A 21,326-nucleotide genomic window follows, 5' to 3' on the forward strand; every position below is an offset into this window, starting at 1 on the left:
GCTGATAATAGCCCAGATTGCAACGAAAATCCTTTTTCTTGTCAGTTCGAGTTCCTCGCTTTTTACGAGGAGTATCGAGAACAAGAGAAAAAGATTGTAGTGGAAAGCTGGAAATAGCTCCTAAAAAACTTTGAATCTTTGTGACTTTGAAACTTTGCAACTAATCTCTATCTTTGTACTCTTAAATAAAAATTTACCCATGCAACTTTCGGAACAAGAAATCATTAGAAGAGAAAAATTGAACGCTTTGCGCCAACTAGGAATTAACCCTTATCCTGCAGATTTATTTCCTGTAAATCATACTTCAAAACAGGTTAAAGAAAATTTTGAAGAAGGTAAAAAGGTAATTCTTGCTGGACGATTGATGAGTGTGAGAGATCAAGGAAAAGCTTCTTTTGCTGAGTTGCAGGACAGTGAAGGTAGAATTCAATTGTATTTTAACCGTGATGTGATTTGCGAAGGTGATGACAAAACGTTGTACAATCAGGTTTTTAAAAAATTGACCGATTTAGGTGATTTTATTGGTGTTGAGGGTGAATTATTTACCACTCAAGTTGGTGCAAAATGTATTCGAGTACAAAATTTTACTTTTTTGAGTAAAACTTTACGTCCGCTCCCATTGCCAAAAACTGATGAAGAAGGTAATATTCATGATGCGTTTAACGATCCTGAATTACGATATAGAATGCGTTATGTAGATCTTGTGGTTAATCCGCAAGTGAAAGAAGTTTTTGTAAAAAGAACGAAATTATTTACCGCCATGCGAAACTTTTTTAACGAAAGTGGGTATATGGAAGTTGAAACTCCCGTTTTACAATCTATCGCTGGTGGCGCTGCGGCTCGTCCGTTTATTACGCACCATAATAGTTTAGATATGCCTTTGTATATGCGTATCGCGAACGAATTGTATTTGAAAAGATTAATTGTAGGTGGTTTTGATGGTGTGTATGAGTTTTCTAAAAATTTCCGTAACGAAGGAATGGACAGAACTCACAATCCTGAATTTACCGCTATGGAAATATATGTAGCCTATAAAGACTACAACTGGATGATGACTTTTGCCGAAAATTTACTAGAACATTGTGCTATTGCTGTAAATGATAGTAGTGAAGTAATTTTTGGTGAACATAAAATAAATTTCAAAGCACCGTACGCTCGTGTAACTATGACGCAGGCCATTATCGATTTTACTGGTTTTGACATTTCTGGAAAAAGCGAAGCAGAATTATTTGCTGCTGCAAAAGGCATGGGAATTGATGTGGATGAAACGATGGGAAAAGGAAAATTGATTGATGAAATTTTTGGAGCCAAATGCGAAGGAAATTACATTCAGCCTACATTTATTACTGATTATCCGAAAGAAATGTCTCCATTATGTAAATCGCATCGTGACAATCCAGATTTAACTGAACGTTTTGAGTTGATGGTTTGTGGTAAAGAAATTGCCAATGCTTATTCTGAACTAAATGACCCGATAGACCAGCGCGAACGCTTTGAACATCAAATGAAACTTTCCGAAAAAGGTGATGATGAGGCTAATGGTGTTATTGATGAGGATTTTCTCCGTGCCTTAGAATACGGAATGCCTCCAACATCTGGAATGGGAATTGGCATGGACAGACTCATCATGTTCTTGACTAATAATGCTTCTATTCAGGAAGTGTTGTTCTTCCCTCAAATGAGACCTGAGAAAAAACAAGTAGAGCTAACCGAAGATGAAAAATGGATTGTTGAACTTTTGAAAGCTAACGAAGGAATTTCAATTGGCGATTTAAAAGAAAAATCTGCTTTAAGCGGCAAAAAATGGGATGCAGCCAGCAAAGGCCTTAGCAAACATGGTTTAATGAAAGTAGTTGTAGATGGTGATGCAAAAATTGTAGAATATTTAGGAAAATAAATTTATTTTTAAATAAAAAAAGGAACTCAAAATTGAGTTCCTTTTTTTATTTTACTAATTACAGTGATGGTATTTCAACTTTAACTAATTCTGATTTATAAAACTGTAGTTGGTTTTGAATAGTATTCTTTTCATTATCAAAAAACAATGTTGATGAAAACAATCCTTCATAATACCCAATTCCTTCTATTAAATTATTTTTAAACAAATTCCATTTTTTAACCTGTGCTGAAGTAATTTCTTCAGAAATAGAGGTGATTTCGTTTCTTAAATAATCCACATACATTTTCAATTCCTTGACAAACATATTTGGACGGTTTGCAACTCGCAAAACCGAAGCATTTCCATAAATGTGTTGCATCATTTTAGAAAGAGAAACCTCTTGATCAAAATAAGCCATATTGGGTCCAGGACAAATAACAACTCCTTGTGATTGCCCTTTAATTTTTATGTCATTTTCTAAATAAGAAGCATTTGCTAAACCTACGCAAAGACAAGCTTTTTCAGTAATACTGTTTTTCATTTTTGTAATAGCTTCCGCAGAAAAATTAGCAGCATTTTTTTCTAATTCCTCTAATTTTAAATCTTGATATTTTTTTGAAGCTGTGCAAATGCCTTTTTCTCCATATTCTTTACTCAGCGCTAAAAACTTTTTAGGGCAAGAACTTCCAGCAATACTTTCTTGAATTCGCTTTTGCTTCAACATTTCGTTAGTTGTTCCTTTTAAAGTATTAAAAGGAACTCCTAATGGAGAAATATGGCTTAAATATAAATCTTCTTCTTTAGCATTTGCTAATAATTCTCGTGTTTCCTTATCTACAGATGTTGCTTCAGGAACCAATAAAAACGGAGAACCCCAACCCACTGAATCAACATTATAATTATCTAATAAAAAACTATGCTCTTCGGCAGTTCCCACGCCACCTTGAACTGTTATTTTTAACTCTAAAGGCTTTTCAGGAACATGCATTTCTTTTTGCCCTAAAGCCTTAATCATTAAATCGTGAGCAGATTGAATTAGCTGATCCTTTTTTTGCTTAAATTCTTCTAAAATAGGCCCTAAAAGAAAACCATCAGTAGCAAACGCATGTCCACCACAATTCAGTCCTGATTCGATTCGATATTCCGATACCCAAAGTCCTTTTTTAGCTAGAAAATTTCCTTGTATCATGGCAGATCTAAAATCACTAACTTTTAGAATAATTTTCTTTTTTAATGTATCATTAAAATCAGGGAAGAAGTCTTTAAAATTCTCAAAATAACTGTACAATCTTGGATTCATCCCAGCAGAAAGTACTACCGAAGAATTTAAATTACTATTTGCAAATCCTCGAAGAGAAGCGTGAGCATCATTAAAATCTATAGGTAATTGTTCCTCTTTGATAAAATTATCTTTATCAACTTTAGTCATAATATTAACATCAATATCACCAGGTGATAAATTTTCTTCAAGAAATTTTTTAATATTTTCTTTGAAGGAAATTCCATCATTCATCAAATCTTGCAATCCTTTTTTAATTTCAGATTTATTAGGTAATGTAGCAATATAACTTTCCAATGCTAATTTACTTTCGGCTAATTCTGTTTTAAAATTATTGAATTTTTCTTTTACAATTTTATCAACTAAATTTAGATACGCGGTGATTCTTTCTGCTCGATAATCATGGATTTTTTGAGTGATTTCTTGATAAGGAAGACTAAATTTCTCACTATAAAAAGCATTCATTTTTTCTATTAAATCATCATCAATAATTGAAATAACTGAGGAAATTCCATATTTTGCTACTCTAATCGGACTGTCTATTGTATAAGCGAGTCCCATTACTGGTATGTGAAATGTATGTAGTGGTTTTGTTGTTTTCATTAAAAACTGTTTTATATAATCAACAAATATTACAAATCATATTGATTAAAAAAATGATAAATATCATATCAGCCATATAACAATGAACTCATTTTAGTTTTCTGTTCATAAGTTACATTATAAATTAGTAGCTGAATTATAAAATAAAAATCTGTATGTTTTTTAAATTTATAAATAAGCATATTTTTATTTATATTAAACCTTTTCATTTATTTATTGTCTTAATGATATAACTTAAAAAAGATATCATGAAAAAATTGATTTTTACCCTAGCACTAATTACTAGCCTTTCTTTTACAGCATTTGCACAAGAAAAAGGAGCAGAAAAAAGAGAAGCAACTGAAAAATTATCTCCTGAACAAAGAAATACTCTAATACTAAAGGAGATGACATTGAATTTAGATTTAACCGCTTCTCAACAAAAAGAAATAGCTCCTATTATTGCTGAACAAACTGCAAAAAGAGATGCGAAAAATAATGAAATGAGAGCACAAAAAGAGACTAAAAAACCTCTAACGGCAAATGAGAAATTTGAAATGAAAAATAAATCATTAGATTCTCAAATTGAAATGAAAGCTAAAATGAAAAAAATTCTGAATTCTGAACAAATGGAAAAATGGGAAGCTAATAAAGGAAAAAGAAAATCTCAATTACATAAAATGAAAAAAGAACATAGAAACAAAAGAAAACCTGAAGTTTCTAAATAATTTTTGTTAATTTAAAAAAAATGTTTAGATTTGATGTTCACAACCTAATTTATTACATCAAATTATGAAAAAAGCACTATCAATATTCGTTCTGTTCTTCGCATTCTCATTGACTGCAAATGCTCAAGCTGAGAAAGCAACAACTCAAAAAGAATTATCGATTGAAGAAAAAGCAAAGCAAAATGTAGAATCTTTAACTGCTGTTATGGATATTACTAATCCAATGTCTGAAACTTTAAATCAACTTTTTTATAGAAAATATAAAATGTTAAGTAAAGAAAACATTACAGTTGCTGAAAAACAAGGAATTTCTAATGAAATTGATGCTAAATTAAGAGCTACATTAAATGACGAATTAATCCAAAAACTTATTGCTAAAGGTTTATACAAGAATTTAATAAACTAATTTTAGTTTGAAATTATAAAAATCCCTAACGTAAAGTTTGGGATTTTTTTTGTTTAAAGCTCATTCATTAACAAGTATTTTCGAAAAATTTAATCATGCAATTTAGAACTCAAATACCAATTTCTAACAACAATTACCCTATAAATTACAATTCTAAAATAATTTCTTTGGGTTCTTGCTTTGCAGAAAATATTTCAGATAAATTAGACTATTTTAAGTTTCAAAATAATGTAAATCCTTTTGGAATTATTTTTAATACAGCTTCTTTAGAAAAAATTATTAGAAGGGTTATTTTGAATGATATTTTTACTGAAAAAGATATTTTTTTTCATAATGACCGTTGGAATTGCTATGAGGTACATTCTGATTTAAGTAATTTAAATAAAAATGAGTTACTTCAAAATCTTAATTCAATTCTTAAATCAACAAATAAACAAATTACCGAATCAACTCATATAATAATCACATTAGGAACTGCTTGGATTTACAAAAACATAGATAACAAAGAAATTGTTGCAAATTGCCATAAAGTCCCACAAAAGCAATTTACAAAGGAGTTACTTTCAATTGAAAGTATTCAAGAAAATTTAGAAAATATTATTTCTTTAATTTCATCAGTCAATAAGTCCGCAAAGTTTATTTTTACTATTTCTCCTGTTCGTCATATAAAAGATGGTTTTGTAGAAAACACATTAAGCAAGGCACATTTAATTACCGCTTTACATTCATTTATCAAAAATAGTCCAACAGCTAGCTATTTTCCAAGCTATGAAGTCATAATGGACGAATTACGTGATTACCGTTTTTATAACCAAGACATGTTACATCCAAATCAGATAGCTATCGATTATATTTGGGAGCGATTTCTTGAAAATCATATTGATCCAAAAGAATTTCCTATAATGCAACAAGTCTGTGATATTCAGAAAGCATTACATCATAAACCTTTTAATATTGAATCAAAAAGCCATCAACAATTCTTATTGAAACTTCAAAATAAAATAATGCTTTTAGAAGAGAAATTTCCACAAATAAATTTTAGATAAAGATGTATTTTTTTCTAATGATTTTTTAAATACTCTTTTGCCATTTCGTAAAAAAGCTCTGAAAAACAAAAAAGGAACCCTAGGGCTCCTTTTTTATTTAACTTTATAAAGATGTTATTTTTTATTAAATATAGAAATTTTCTTTGCAACTACTTCATTTTTTTCAGTAGTCAGTTTTACAATATATACACCTTCACTTAAACCTGAAGTACTATATTCAAAACTAAGATTTGAACCTAAACTGGTTTTAGACAAAATTACTTTTCCAGAAATATCATATAGAACACAGTTACTTAAAGCTATTGCTTTTGGGTTTTTGATAGTCAAAAATCCTCCATCATTGTTTTGGAAAACAGTAAAATTATCAGCAATCGAATTGTCATTTGTGCTAAGCGCATTTTCTTTAAAAGTAATTTCAAATCTATCTCTAACATCTCCCGCAGGAAGAGTCATATCAAATTCTCCAGTTTTAATATTATAATAGACATCCGTTTGTTTGTCATGCATATATACTTGTTGATTTGGATCGAAACCATACAATAAATCACCTACTTTTATTTTAAAATTTGATTGAGCTGTTGACTTTAGACCTACAGGGTATTTTTTATCAATATCAAATTTAGCTAGAGACATTGCAAACTCATAAGGCTGATTATCTAATACAAAATAAAAGCTTGCAGGAGCTCCATCTGAAGTTGCTCTAGCATCTCCACTATAATCAAATCCATCAGTATATTGATCTCCAAAACCTAAAGCTGTATGAATTATACCTGTTTCATTAATTTTAGTATTAATTCTTATTTGTGGGGCATAAGTTTTTCTCACTTGTGTATAATCTACTCCAGCAAGGTTAGGTATTTCTGGAAAAAATTCAGAATTTGGATCATAAACTGAATTCGGAGAATTAGTAGCTTTTCCTGAGGTTTTTGCAAACTCAGAAAGATTAACTGCTCCTTCTTTGATATAATTTCTAAAACTATTTTTCATGCTAACACTTCCTGTAGCAGTACCCATAACCATAAATCCTTGACCAATTGGCGGAAATCTTCTTTGATAAACAGCACCATTTACAGTTGTATCTACATTATATGTCCCATCGCTATTATAAGACCATATATCCGCTGGCACATATCCTCCACCAATAGTATATTTACCATAACCACCTTGATAAGAAGCTATTAAATGTGAATTTACAACAGCTTGCTCCCAATAATAAGCAGTACCATTTATAAGTGCAGCATTTCCTGCATCACTTAAGAAAAGATTAATATCTATAGTACTTGGATAAGGATTTCCTATTAAAGTAAATGTCCCATTAGTAACAGAATTATTTATTGTACCATCATTTGGTTTACCTCTAAAATCATAACGTTGTTTACTTCCAGGATTGTTTGCTCCAGATCCAGTAAATGGAGTAAATGTGTCTGAACCACTAGTTCCTTTCATCGTAAATCCTTCACCAGCTGCAAGTGTTGATGCCGAAGCAATTTGAAACCATTGAGAATATAAAGTTGATGACCTAAATGTCCAAATCCAATAAGGAGCTATGCTAAGTGACCCATTTGCAGAAACACCATTATAATTACCTATAGGCAATATTGATGCAGTAGTATAGGATCTTGTGTCTAAATTTGTGCTAGGAATACCAAGTTGTGTAATTCCAAAAGCAGAATTTCCAACAGTAGCATTAGAAGCTCCAACTGGAGAACACCAATAATTGTATTGATAATTATTCACAGTACCTTCCTGATATACTGACAAAGCACCTAAACCTACATTAGCACCATTAACAGCTGTAGTTCCTTGCAACAACTGTGAATTATTTCGTAAATAAATATTGCTTGTTGCTGCATTAAGATTTACATCTTGCGTAACAAAGACATATTGATCGTTTACAAAAACATAAGAATTGGGGCTTACATACATTTGTGCCTGAGCAGTAATTCCTAATAAAAATAGTGTTAATAAATAATTGATTTTCATAATTTAAAAATTAGAGTTAGCAATTTCAATTTAGGTTTATAACAAATATAAAGAAATATAATAGACTTTCTTTACTTTACAAATAAAATCGACGAAATACTTTAAAACCCGATAAAACGAAATAAAATGAAGTAAAATAAAACTATTTGTTTGGTAATCACGTATATAATTTTTAAGTTTACATTATCTAAATATATATACATATGAAAAATAACTACTTCACCCATGAATTGGGTGGTATTTTTATTTTAAAAAAACCACCCTTTTTCTCAAATAATTCAGAGAAAAAAAATAAATCAAAAATCTTTACCGGCTTATTTTTTTTATTTGCAACCCTTTTTAGTTTTAATGTTGCAAATGCGCAAACTTTTACTGACAATACTCCAGGCACACGTAATTTTACAGTTCCATGTGATGTAACATCTATTACAATACGTGCATGGGGCGCTGGTGGCGCTGGTGGCGCAGCAGACAACACTCCAAATGGAGGATCTGGTGGTGGTGGTGGTGGTTATTCTACTTATACCGCGACTGTGGTACCTGGTCAAATCATTGCTTATACAGTTGGCACTGGAGGCACCGGGAATGCTAATAATGGAGGTAATGGTACAGCTACTACAATTTTAGCAATAACCGCTAATGGCGGTAATGGTGGTGGACAAAATCAAGGAGCTATTGGAACGGGAGGAACTGCTACTGGTGGTGCAATTAACGGCGGAACTGATACTTCTGGTGGTAATGGATCTCTTGGTACAATTTTATTAGGAGCAGCTGGAGGGACTTGTAACGCATTAGCAGGAGGAACTTCAAGAAACACAACCGGTAATGGTAATGGAGCAACCAATCCCGGAAGTGGCGGCGGCGGAGCATTAAGAATTTCAGGTGGTAGTGGAAGAAACGGAGGTAATGGAAGTAATGGTCAAATTACAATTACATACACGATAATTTCACCATATTGCTTGCCTACTTTCACAAATGCTATAGAGCCAATTACTAATGTTACTTTTGCAGGGATTAATAATACTACGTCTGCAACTGTTGGAGGTACACCAAGTTTAGAGGTTTTTTGCTCATCTTCTGCAACAGTAGTTCAAGGCTCATCTTATAATGAGATTAGCATAAAAGGAAATACCGATGGCGCTTTTGAAGATTTTTTCAAAGCCTATATCGATTGGGATCAAAATGGTGTTTTTGGTAATAATCCAAATGAAATATACAGTTTAGGATCTATACTTAATTCAACTGGCGTTGATGCAATTACGTTAATAAGTAGTATATCTGTGCCTTCTGGAGCATTACTTGGTAATACAAAAATGAGAGTAATGAAACGATATGGAGGTTATCCTAATGATCCATGTCAAACAGGTGCGGGTTACGGTCAAGCAGAAGATTACATAGTAAATGTTATTGCTCAAACACCTTGCATAACACCTACTACACAACCAACCGCACTTATATTAACTCCTGTAGGACAAAGTATAGGTGGTACATTTACCCATGCAGCTCCTAGACCAAATCAATACTTAGTAGTTATAAGCACATCAAACATTGCACCAACACCAGCTAATGGAACTACATATAGTATTGGAGATAGTGTTGGTGCTGGATATACAGTAGTAGATATTGATGCAAATAATAATTTTAATGCTGGAGCATTAAATCTTAGTACAACTTATTATTTTTATATTTTTTCTTTTAACTCTGCTTGTACGGGAGGTCCTTTATATCGAAACGTTGTACCACTTACCGGTAATGCAACAACTCCAGCTGTTCCAACAGGCTATTGTACACCCGCAACAACATCAGTAGCAACTGACAGATTATATGTAACAAACGTAGATTTTGTGGGAACAATGTTAGATCAAAGCACTATAAGCACAACAGACACTCCTGCTGATGGTTATCAAGACTGGACAGCAAGACCAAAATGTATTCAAGCTCAAGGCGGCGCCATTAACATGAAATTATCATCTAATGCAGTTCGTGGTTTTTGGAAAGTTTGGGTAGATTGGAATAAAGATGGTGATTTTTTAGATGCAGGTGAAGAAGTTTACAATCCTGGAGGATTTCTATTTTCTTCAACAACATTTGGTTTTATAATACCTAGCTATGCTCCTGTAGGTGATTACAGAATTAGAGTAAGAGTACAAAATACATACAGAAATTCCAATGGAGCAGAAACATTAGTTGATTTTAATTCATGTAATAGTTTTGATCCAATTACTATTAGCGGAATTAACTATAGAACTTATGGTGAAGCTGAAGATTATTTATTTACAGTAATTCCTAAATGTGATAATATAATTACCAGCATTACCAATCCAGCGATTTGTGGTGCTGTATCAGGAACCGTTACTGCAACAATTTCTGCAACAAGCACAGCAGGAACTATAAATTGGTATGATGCACTAACAGGCGGAACGTTATTAGGCAATACCGCATCTGGGGCAAACTGGACAACTCCAGCAATATCTACAAGCACAACATATTATGCAACTGCCTTAGGATCATGCGAATCCTTAGTAAGAACTCCTGTTTTTGTAGAAGTAAAACCAGTTCCTGCACTAATAATCGCCACACCTAACGTTACAGTTTGTGGAGAGAATTCTATTATTCAGCTAGATGCTACAGGAGATGATGAAGTAGCTTATTTGATTAATGAGAATTTCGAAACCGGAACACTGGGTGTTTTTACAAATATAAATAGCGATGCGACAAGCGCAGCTGACAAAGCAAAAACCGCATGGAAAAACAAAACAAGTATTTTTGTTCCATCTGGAGCAAGATGGTTTCCAGCTATCACCTCAGGTTTTGGCACAAATAAATTTGCCTTAACTTCTTTTGATGATTTTTCTGGATCATTCCCGACCGTCCCTATGGAAAACTCATTAACACTAGCAAGTAGTGTAAACTCTACTGGCTTTACAAACCTAACCCTAAGTTTTAGAATATTTTATTCTAGATATTATGCAGATGGAATAAATCCAACTATAGAAAACTGTAATGTAGAAATTTCAACAAATGGAGGTGGTACTTGGACAACTTTACCAGCAGGGACTTACACAGCAGACCAAGGTTACGGATCAAGCTTTATTACAGCTAGCTTTCCTATGTCTGGTTACATAAATAATACACTTTTGAAAATTAGAATAAGAGCGCTTGGAGATGGTACCGCAAGTGGTTTAGCAGGTGATGGTGTAGCAATAGACGATGTGAAATTATTTGGAGACAGACCACTAACTCCTTTCTTTGCGCTTGGTGGTGGTGTAGATGGCTTTTATGATGCTACAGCTACTACAACTCCATATGATGGACAACCAGCCAATACAATATATATTAGACCAACTCTAACACAATTAGAACAACCTTCTTTTATTATTAATGTTAGTTCTAACTTAAATAATGGTTGTGTTACAAGTGGTACAATAAATGTTACAAACAACACAAAAATATGGAAAGGCTCAACTAACAGTGACTGGAATACCGCAAGTAACTGGGCTCCAGCAACTGTCCCAACTATAGCAAATTGTGTAATTATACCAACAGCTATACCTAACCCTACAACATTAAGTACAGGTTCAGCAGGAAACGGTAAAAATTTAACTATAAAAAATGGCGGAATTCTTGAAATACAATCAGGAAATGCATTAACAATAAAAGAAATAGTTGATGTAAATACAGGTGGTACATTCAATATTAAAAATAACTCAAGTTTAGTACAAATAGACAATCTTACAAACTTGGGAAATATAAATATGGAACGTATTGCGAATCTTCGTTTTAACGATTATTCTTATTGGTCATCCCCTGTTGGAAATCTATTGACTGGAACGTTTCCAGTAACAAGTGTATCTCCATCAACACCAACAAATTATATTTTCAATTGGCTCACAACAGGAGTTAATGCTAATGGAGGTCAAGGAAACTGGGGTAATATTAATGAGAATATGATTCCAACAAAAGGTTATATTATTCGTGGAGCAAACGGATTTAACAATGCTACCACTACGCCGTTAACAGCAAACTTTATTGGAGTACCTAATAATGGTACTTTCTCTCCTACTATTTTTAGAGGAACAGATTTTACAACTGCTGGAACACAAGGCATCTCAAGAACAGCTACAGATGACAACTGGAATCTTTTAGGAAACCCTTATCCGTCATCACTTGGGGTAAATGAGTTTTTAACAGCAAATCCAAGCATACAAGGTTTCGTTAAAATATGGACTCATGGAACATTACCAACTACTATAGCTACAGACCCTTTTTATCAAGATTTTGTATACAACTATACAGCTGGAGATTATTTAACAATTAATGCAACTGGAGCAACGAGCGGCCCTGGAAACTATAAAATTGGAGCAGGTCAAGGATTTATGGTATTAATGAATGCAGGAGCGCCTGGATCAGGTTCTGTAACTTTCAACAATACTATGAGAAATGCAACCTTTGCAAACACGCAATTTTATAAAAATGGATCCTCAAACCATTCAGCAACAATTAGTGAGCAAAATAGAATTTGGTTAGATTTAGTTTCGTCAACAGGAACAGTATCTAGAACACTTATTGGATATTTAGATGGAGCAACTCAAGCAAACGATCGTTTGTATGATGCCTTTACCGATAATAAAAACTCACAAAATTTCTATTCATTAATTAATAACGAAGCAATGCTTATACAAGGTAGATCATTACCATTTGACAATAATGACCTTGTCCCTTTAGGACTTAAAATTCCTACAAATGGAACCTATAATATCGCGATTGCAACTGTAGATGGAGTGTTTGCTAATGGAGTTCAGACGGTTTATTTAGAAGATAAATTACTGAATACTGTTCATAATCTAACAGCTTCACAATATCAATTTACAGAAAATCAAGGGACTGTAAATGACCGTTTTGTTCTTAGATATACAAATAACACATTATCAAACAGTGATTTCGATTATTCTAATGAAGTTAAAATTTATGCTAACAATAGTATTAATATTTCTTCAATGAATCAATCTATAAAAGAAGTTATAGTTTATGATGTTTTAGGAAAAATATTAGTTGATAAAAAAGATATCAGTAAAAAAGAAATCTCTTTAAATGAATTAAAATCAACAACTAATGTTATTATTGTAAAAGTTATTTTAGAAAACAACAATGTTGTCATTAAAAAAGTGATTTACTAAATTTACATTATATTAAAATTTTAAAAAAAGACCTCTTCTTTAATTAGTCGAGGTCTTTTTTAGTAAAAATTAATATTTTTAAAATAAGACAAAAACGCAATGGCAATAACACATTCGCATAAATATTAATAATTGTTTAATAATAATTTTACATAATAATTTGTTTATATCAATATTTTTTATATTTTTCGTAATCCAAAAACATAAATTAAACCCTTATGAAACACAATTATTTTGAAAAAAAGCATAGACAACTATGCTCTTTTATAGCTTTTACAGTGTTATTATTGCTAAATTTTTTCAGCATAAATGCACAAACTACAATAATCAATCCTGCAACAGTAGGAGGTTTTGAAACTGGTACAACTTTTGCGGCAAATGGCTGGACTAATACCTCTGGCACAGCCACTAGAAACCAATGGGTTTGCAGTACGGGAGCAACAGCAGGCTTTTCAGGTACAAGATGTGCTTATGTTTCTCAAAATAGAGGAGGAACCCCACCTCCATACACATATGATGTAACTGCAGCTAGAGTAACTCATATTTATAGAGACATCACAATACCTGCAGGAGAAAGTAGTATTGCTTTAAGCTTTAAATGGATTGGGCAAGGAGAATCTTCTTTAGATAAAATGAATATATGGGTAGTACCAACAACCGTAACTCCTGCTTACGGAACTGGAATAACAGCATCTGGGACTGCTCCCACAGGAAATATTCAAGTAGGTGGAGATTTTAGCTCACAAGGAACTTGGACAACTGCAAATTTAATTTTACCAACTGCTTATGCTGGTACAACTGTACGCTTAGTTTTCGAATGGACAAATGACGGAAGCGTAGGAACACAACCTCCAGGAGCAATAGATAATATATCTTTAGTTTCTAGTGCTCCAACAGGACCATGTGCTTACACAGCAACCAGTGGTTCTTATTGGATAAGTAATGTTACAACCACTGGCGGTTTTTCTAACATAAATAACACCACAACATTCTCTGTGGGAGGATATGGAGATTATTATGCTAGTCAAGTAGTGAGTCAAATTGCAGGTGGTGCAATAAACTTTGGAGTAAATATGAGTTCAAGTACTCACGGAATAAATATATGGGTCGATTGGAATAACGATTTTGATTTTGCAGACGCTGGAGAAAAAGTATATGCCTCAGGTGGTTATGTTTCTTCTTCAACAGGCACATTCAATATTCCAGGTGCACAAGCTGTTGGAAATTATCGCATGAGAGTTGTTAGTCATTTTTTAAACACTGACCCTCCAGCTTGTAGTAGTGAGACTTATACCGAGGCAGAAGATTACAGAATACAAGTAACTACACCTCCAACTTGTTATTCTCCAACTGGATTAGCTGCAAATGCAAGTTCTACAACTGCCGGAAATGCATCTTGGAGTGCACCAACTCTAGGAACTGCACCAGCAGGTTACCAATATGTTATATCAACTAGTAATACGTTACCAGGCGGAGCAGGAACTCCTGTCGCTGGAACAACTGCCTCTTTTACTGGATTAACGGCAAACACAACCTATTATGTTTTTGTAAGATCAGATTGCGGCGCAGGAGATTTTAGCTCATGGGTTGGATCTTCATTTTTTACAGGATATTGCTCATCAACTTCAACAGGATCATTTTATTATACTAATGATTTCTCAACATCAGGAGGAACAGCAAATATAACTAACAATGGTTCTGGGCTTTCAGCAGGTGGTTATGGTAATTTTACAGCACAAGTTGTAAGTCAAGTAGCTTCAGGCTCAGTTAGTTTTTCAGCAACTATTTCTGGAGGAACTTCAGGTTTTAATATTTGGGTAGATTGGAATAATGATTTAGATTTTAACGATGCAGGAGAAAAAGTATATGCTAGTGGTGCTTATGTATCTACAGCTACTGGAACTTTTAGCGTGCCACCTACCGCTTCTGTTGGAAATTATAGAATGAGAATTGTCGCAAATGGTTCATCAACTGACCCAACTGCTTGCGGATCTACAACTAGCTCAGAAACTGAAGATTATACTTTTACAGTATCCTCTCCATTACCTTGTGCTGGTAATCCTACTACTGTTTCTGTCTTTATAGTATCATCAACATCAAGTACAATCAGTTGGACAGCAGGAGTTCCTGCACCAGCTAGTGGCTATCAATATATTTTATCAACAACAAATGCTTTTCCAGCTGCAGCTGCAGCACCAACAGGTTCAGTAGGCGCAGGAATAACATCTGTAACTTTAACAGGTTTAACAGCAGGCACTACATACTATTTTTGGGTAAGAGCAAATTGCACGGCTTCAGGCACTGGAACTGGCGTATGGGTTGGTACAACAACATTTACGCAACCAACATGCTCTATTGGACCTGGAACGGGAGTAACTACATTAGGTTGTCCAAATACAATCTCTGGAGGCTTAGGATTAAGTGGTGCACCAGCACCAGCAATAACATGCTCTACAGCAGCATGCGCAAATTTAGAAGCTACATTTTCACCTATTAAACAAACTACAAGTTATACTGTAGCTTCAATAGCTTACGCACCTCCTTATCAATTTAATTGCATGAGAAATCCTGTAAGTGTTAATATTGATGACAAATGGTCTCCTTTAGTTAATTTACCTTTTAACTTTTGTTTTTATGGAAACACTTATAATCAATGTGTAATAGGTTCTAATGGAGTATTAACTTTTGACGCTACAAAAGCAGGAACTTCATCTGGTTATTCTTTTGCTGACAGTTTACCAAGCACAACAGGTGCATTATTTGCCAATTCAATTTATGGAGTTTATCACGATATAGATCCAAGTAAGGGAGGAGAAGTAGGTTGGGAATTAATTACTCTGAATACTGGATGTAGAGCATTAGTTGCTTCATGGAGTAATGTTCCAATGTTTTCAGACAATACAATCCTTTATACAGGAATGATGGTTTTATATGAAAATACAAATATCATTGAAGTCTACATTAAAGAGAAAAAAATTGACAATAACAATGTTACCCCTTGGAATGACGGTAATGCAATTGTTGGTCTTCAAGATGCAACAGGAACATTAGCAACCGTAGCTCCTGGCAGAAATGGTCTAGACACCAATTGGACTGCTACAAACGAAGCATGGCGTTTTACACCATCTGGTGCAAATGTTCCAACTTCAATAAAATGGTATGAAGGAGCAGGAACTACTGGACCTGTTGTAGGAACCACAGCTACTATAAGCGTATGTCCTGCAGCAACAACAGTATATACTGCAGAGTTAACTTATACATTATGTAATGGCCTTGTTTATTCAAATACTGCTCAAACAACCGTAACTGTTAACACTGATAAAACTTGGAATGGTTCCGTAAGTACAAACTGGAATACTGCTGGCAACTGGACTCCTTCAGGCGTTCCTACTTCTGCTCAGTCTGTAAGTATTCCAAATGTAACAAATGATCCAATTGTTGGAACAGGTGTAAATGCATTGGCTTGTAGTGTAACAGTACAAAACGGAGGTGTTTTAACAATTAATGCTGGCTATAGTATCACTGTAACTAACGCAGTGACTGTTATAGCTGGAGGTGCTTTTAATATTAAAAACACAGGAAGTTTAGTGCAAGTAAATAATGTTACCAACTCTGGAAATATTAATATGGAGCGTATAGCAAATCTTCGTTTACAAGATTATTGTTATTGGTCATCTCCAGTAGGTAATTTACTAACTGGAACATTTCCAGTTCAAAGCATATCACCATTAACACCTGCAAGTTATATATTTAAATGGGGAGCAACTACTTCGAATCCTAACGGAGGCCAAGGATACTGGATAAATACTACAGAAAATATGGTTCCAGCGACTGGATATATCCTTCGTGCGCCAACTGGATTTACAAATGCTGCTACTACCGCGTTAACTGCAAATTTTATAGGAACACCAAATAATGGAATATTTTCTCCTTCAATTTTTAGAGGCACTAATTTCACAACTGTAGGAACTCAAGGAATTCCTAGAACTGCTACAGATGACAACTGGAATCTAATAGGAAATCCTTATCCGTCAGCTATTGGTGTAAACGAATTTTTATCATTACCTGCTAACAGTAATATCGTTGGGAGCGTTAAAATTTGGTCACATGGATTATTACCAACAAATACGGTTGACCCATTTTACGAAAATTTTATAGTAAATTACTTCCCTTCTGATTATATTACTGTCAACTTAACAGGTGCAACAAGTGGAGCTGGTGATTACAAAATTGGTTCTGGTCAAGGGTTTATGGTTTTAATGAATGCTGGAGCTGCTGGCTCAAGTACAGTTACTTTCAATAATTCGATGAGAAGCGCTACTTTTGCTAACAATCAGTTTTATAAAAACGCAAACAGATCAAATATCGTCGAGAAAAATAGAATTTGGTTAGATCTTGTATCGCCAACAGGTGAAATAAACAGAACTCTTATAGGTTACGTAGATGGAGCAACAGAAGCTGAAGACCGTTTATATGATATGTTTACAGATAACAAACCAAGCCAAAACTTCTATTCTTTGATAAATGGAAATCCAATGATTATTCAAGGGAAAGCGATTCCATTCGATATTAATGATACTATCCCAATGGGAGTACAAATTCCTACTTCGGGAACATATAATATTGCTATAGCAGATGTTGATGGATTATTTACAGCTGGTGCTCAAATTGTTTATCTTGAAGATAAATCACTAAATATCATCCACAATCTTACAGAAAAACCGTATCAATTTACAGAAAATCAAGGTATAATAAACAACCGTTTTGTAATTCGTTATACTAAAAACACATTGCAAAATAGTGATATGGATTATAATGATTTAGTGAAAGTTTTCAATAATAATGGCAACATGAATGTGACATCAACAGCTGAATCTATAAAAGATATTATTGTTTATGATGTTTTAGGCAAAACACTTTTAGATAAGAAAAATATAAACAAAAATGAAATAACGCTAAACGAATTAAGACCAACAACTAATGTACTAATCGTTAAAGTAATTTTAGAAAATAATAAAATAGTAATAAAAAAAGTAATTTACTAAATTACAAATAATTTAAAAAACTCCAAAAAGACCTTGATTTTAAATAATCAAGGTCTTTTTCATTTGCATAAGCCTCTCTTTCAAAAATAATATTTTTATAAGCTTTATTCTTATCTTTATATCTAATCATTTTTATTAAAAAATCTAAAAAATACCAAACATAAAAAGGTAAAATAAGTAATTCCAACTGCTGCCGGATATGTATTTTCTCGTGATTTATTAAAATCACATTTGACTTATCACAACCATCTTTAATAATTATAAACGGAAAAAAAGTAAGTCCTCGGTATTTTTTTGGAATTAAATATTTAGAAACAATTAGAAACATACTTTAAAGTTTATAAATTTGTAATTATGAATTCACAAAGTAAAGAAAATAAACTCATAGAAGGCGAAGATTTTTATTACACCCCCGAAGGCTACAAATGTTTTACAGAGAAACACCACTTAAAACGTGGACATTGTTGCAAAAGCGGCTGTCGCCATTGCCCTTATGGCTTTGACAAAAAAACAAACACAATCAAACGATTAAACAAATAAACACACGATGACTTTCCAAGAACAAATACAACAAGGAATTCCAACTACACTTCCAACCCTTAAACCATACGATTTAGCCATAAATCATGCGCCAAAAAGAAAAGAAATTCTTTCCGCAGATGAAAAAAAATTAGCTTTAAAAAATGCTTTACGCTATTTTGATGCAGAACACCATAAAGAATTAATCCAAGAATTCTCTCAAGAATTAGAAACTTACGGACGAATTTACATGTATCGTTTTCGTCCAGATTACGAAATGAAAGCAAGACCAATTTCTGAGTATCCTGGAAAATGTGAGCAGGCAAAAGCCATCATGCTTATGATTCAGAATAACCTCGATTATGCTGTAGCCCAACATCCTCACGAGTTAATAACTTATGGAGGAAACGGTGCTGTTTTCTCCAATTGGGCACAATATCTACTCACGATGCAATACTTGTCTGAAATGACAGATGAACAAACGCTATCAATGTATTCAGGTCACCCAATGGGCTTATTCCCTTCGCACAAAGAAGCTCCAAGGGTTGTAGTTACCAATGGAATGGTGATTCCTAATTATTCCAAACCAGATGATTGGGAAAGAATGAATGCTCTTGGTGTCTCTCAATACGGACAAATGACTGCTGGAAGTTATATGTATATTGGTCCGCAAGGAATTGTACACGGAACAACCATCACGGTTTTGAATGGCTTCAGAAAAATTAAAAAAGCAACTTCAGGGGGATTATTTGTAACCTCAGGATTGGGAGGAATGTCTGGCGCACAACCCAAAGCAGGGAATATTGCGGGTTGCATCACTGTTTGTGCCGAAGTAAATCCAAAAATCACACACATTCGCCACAGTCAAGGTTGGATAAATGAAGTTTTTGAAAATATAGATGAATTGGTTGCCAGAGTAATTTTGGCCAAAGCCAACAAAGAAATTGTTTCCCTTGCTTATTTAGGAAATGTAGTTGATGTTTGGGAACGATTTGACGAAGAAAGTATACATATCGATTTAGGATCTGACCAAACTTCCTTACACAATCCGTGGGCTGGTGGCTACTACCCTACTGGATTTTCATTTGAAGAATCGAATGAAATGATGTCTAAAAATCCTGAAAAATTTAAAGAAGAAGTTCAAAAAACATTACGCAGACACACTACAGCCATAAATAAACACACTGCAAAAGGAACTTATTTTTTCGACTACGGAAATGCTTTTCTCCTAGAAGCTTCACGTGCTGGCGCCGATATTATGGCAGAAAATCATATCGATTTTCGTTATCCAAGTTACGTACAAGATATCATGGGACCTATGTGTTTTGATTATGGTTTTGGTCCTTTTCGTTGGGTTTGTGCTTCTGGAAAACCTGAAGATTTAGCAAAAACCGATGCTATTGCTTGCTCAGTTTTAGAAGAAATGATACAAAACTCACCAGAAGAGATTCAACAACAAATGCAAGATAATATCACTTGGATAAAAGGTGCTCAAGAAAACAAATTAGTAGTTGGCTCACAAGCCCGAATCCTTTATGCTGATGCCGAAGGCAGAATAAAAATAGCAGAAGCTTTTAATCAAGCTATTGCTAAAGGAGAAATTGGAACAGTAATTCTTGGTCGCGACCATCATGATGTTTCAGGAACCGATTCACCTTATAGAGAAACTTCAAATATATATGATGGTTCTCGTTTTACTGCCGATATGGCGATACAAAATGTGATTGGAGACAGCTTCCGTGGCGCAACTTGGGTATCTATACACAATGGTGGTGGAGTTGGTTGGGGAGAAGTAATAAATGGAGGTTTTGGTATGGTTCTTGATGGCTCTAAAGAAGCTTCAAAACGATTAGAATCGATGCTTTTTTGGGATGTAAACAACGGAATATCAAGAAGAAGCTGGGCAAGAAACGACAATGCGATTTTTGCCATAAAAAGAGCGATGGCGACGCAACCATTATTAAAAATTACCATCCCTAATATAGTAGATGAAAAGTTATTTTAGTTTAAAGTTAATTAGGTTCTAATGATAACTTTAAACACCTGAACCTTAAAACAATTAAATTATGAGAACAATTAAATTATTATCGGTATTAATACTATTCTTACTAACCTCATGTAGTTCCGTAAGAGTAAATTCAGATTATGACAAAAAAGTAGATTTTTCAACTTACAAAACCTATGCTTTTTATAAAACAGGTATAGATAAAGTAGAAATCTCCGATTTAGATAAAAAACGAATACTCAGATCTATTGATGAAGAAATGACTGCTAAAGGTTTTACTAAAAGTGAAACACCAGATATGCTAATTAACTTCACTACAAAAGCAGAAAAAAACATTAATGTAAATCAGTTTTATGCAGGATATGGTTACGGTTGGGGCTTTGGTTGGAATCCATATTGGGGAGGTAATTATAATGTAAGTACAAATACCGAAGGAACACTAATCATCGATTTGATAGATGCTAACAAAAAAGAGTTAATTTGGCAAGGTGAAGGTGTGGGATATTTAACAAAAAATACAGACAAAAAAGATGAAAATATAAAATGTTTTGTTACCAGTATATTAGCACAGTATCCACCTGTAAAAAAATAAGTATTAAAAAGTTTCTATAGAAACCGGAACAAAAAAGTTTCGGTTTTTTTTATACAATAAACTAAAAAATACCTTTTTTAATTCT

At 33.5% G+C, this 21,326-nt stretch carries 12 protein-coding genes; 9 read left to right on the forward strand and 3 right to left on the reverse strand.

From position 1 onward, the window contains the following. Positions 1–199 precede the first annotated feature (199 nt). Entirely contained in the window at positions 200–1,897 is a 1,698-nt protein-coding gene (gene lysS, locus ACKVOV_RS07940; RefSeq protein WP_409206226.1) for a lysine--tRNA ligase, read from the forward strand. A 58-nt stretch (positions 1,898–1,955) separates the two neighbouring features. Here lysS and ACKVOV_RS07945 read toward each other — a convergent pair whose 3' ends face one another. Next, positions 1,956–3,761: a hypothetical protein gene (locus ACKVOV_RS07945; RefSeq protein ID WP_409206227.1), complete on the reverse strand. Its 1,806-nt coding sequence runs from the start codon at positions 3,759–3,761 to the stop codon at positions 1,956–1,958. A gap of 248 nt (positions 3,762–4,009) precedes the next feature. On the opposite strand from ACKVOV_RS07945, the gene ACKVOV_RS07950 reads away from it, so the two are divergent. From ACKVOV_RS07950 to ACKVOV_RS07960, 3 genes are all read left to right on the forward strand, one after another. Beyond that, on the forward strand, positions 4,010–4,468 hold the full coding sequence (locus ACKVOV_RS07950) for a hypothetical protein (protein ID WP_409206228.1): 459 nt from the start codon (positions 4,010–4,012) through the stop codon (positions 4,466–4,468). A gap of 64 nt (positions 4,469–4,532) precedes the next feature. Then, a complete protein-coding gene (locus ACKVOV_RS07955; RefSeq protein ID WP_409206229.1) occupies positions 4,533–4,874 on the forward strand; it encodes a hypothetical protein in 342 nt (113 codons plus the stop codon). Positions 4,875–4,969: 95 nt separating this feature from the next. Then, complete coding sequence (locus ACKVOV_RS07960; RefSeq protein ID WP_409206230.1) at positions 4,970–5,920, forward strand: GSCFA domain-containing protein; 951 nt, start codon at positions 4,970–4,972, stop codon at positions 5,918–5,920. Positions 5,921–6,034: 114 nt separating this feature from the next. Here ACKVOV_RS07960 and ACKVOV_RS07965 read toward each other — a convergent pair whose 3' ends face one another. Then, complete coding sequence (locus tag ACKVOV_RS07965; RefSeq protein WP_409206231.1) at positions 6,035–7,903, reverse strand: T9SS sorting signal type C domain-containing protein; 1,869 nt, start codon at positions 7,901–7,903, stop codon at positions 6,035–6,037. Positions 7,904–8,106: 203 nt separating this feature from the next. Here ACKVOV_RS07965 and ACKVOV_RS07970 point away from each other — a divergent pair, with 203 nt between their 5' ends. Beyond that, positions 8,107–13,080 carry a GEVED domain-containing protein gene (locus tag ACKVOV_RS07970; RefSeq protein WP_409206232.1) on the forward strand — a complete coding sequence of 1,658 codons (4,974 nt, stop codon included), beginning with the start codon at positions 8,107–8,109 and terminating at the stop codon, positions 13,078–13,080. 218 nt (positions 13,081–13,298) lie between these two features. Next, positions 13,299–18,125 carry a GEVED domain-containing protein gene (locus ACKVOV_RS07975; RefSeq protein WP_409206233.1) on the forward strand — a complete coding sequence of 1,609 codons (4,827 nt, stop codon included), beginning with the start codon at positions 13,299–13,301 and terminating at the stop codon, positions 18,123–18,125. Position 18,126: 1 nt separating this feature from the next. Here the strand turns inward: ACKVOV_RS07975 and ACKVOV_RS07980 are convergent, their stop codons facing one another. After that, positions 18,127–18,453: a hypothetical protein gene (locus ACKVOV_RS07980; protein WP_409206234.1), complete on the reverse strand. Its 327-nt coding sequence runs from the start codon at positions 18,451–18,453 to the stop codon at positions 18,127–18,129. 26 nt (positions 18,454–18,479) lie between these two features. Here ACKVOV_RS07980 and ACKVOV_RS07985 point away from each other — a divergent pair, with 26 nt between their 5' ends. The 3 genes from ACKVOV_RS07985 (at position 18,480) to ACKVOV_RS07995 (ending at position 21,241) form a co-directional block, all read left to right on the forward strand. Then, positions 18,480–18,665 carry a DUF5522 domain-containing protein gene (locus ACKVOV_RS07985; RefSeq protein WP_409206235.1) on the forward strand — a complete coding sequence of 62 codons (186 nt, stop codon included), beginning with the start codon at positions 18,480–18,482 and terminating at the stop codon, positions 18,663–18,665. Positions 18,666–18,672: 7 nt separating this feature from the next. Next, the gene (locus ACKVOV_RS07990; protein ID WP_409206236.1) at positions 18,673–20,649 is read left to right on the forward strand and encodes a urocanate hydratase; all 1,977 of its coding nucleotides are present in this window, start codon (positions 18,673–18,675) and stop codon (positions 20,647–20,649) included. 61 nt (positions 20,650–20,710) lie between these two features. Next, positions 20,711–21,241 carry a DUF4136 domain-containing protein gene (locus ACKVOV_RS07995; protein ID WP_409206237.1) on the forward strand — a complete coding sequence of 177 codons (531 nt, stop codon included), beginning with the start codon at positions 20,711–20,713 and terminating at the stop codon, positions 21,239–21,241. Positions 21,242–21,326: the final 85 nt, after the last annotated feature.

It is taken from the genome of Flavobacterium sp., assembly GCF_046153165.1.
Taxonomy (GTDB): Bacteria; Bacteroidota; Bacteroidia; order Flavobacteriales; family Flavobacteriaceae; genus Flavobacterium.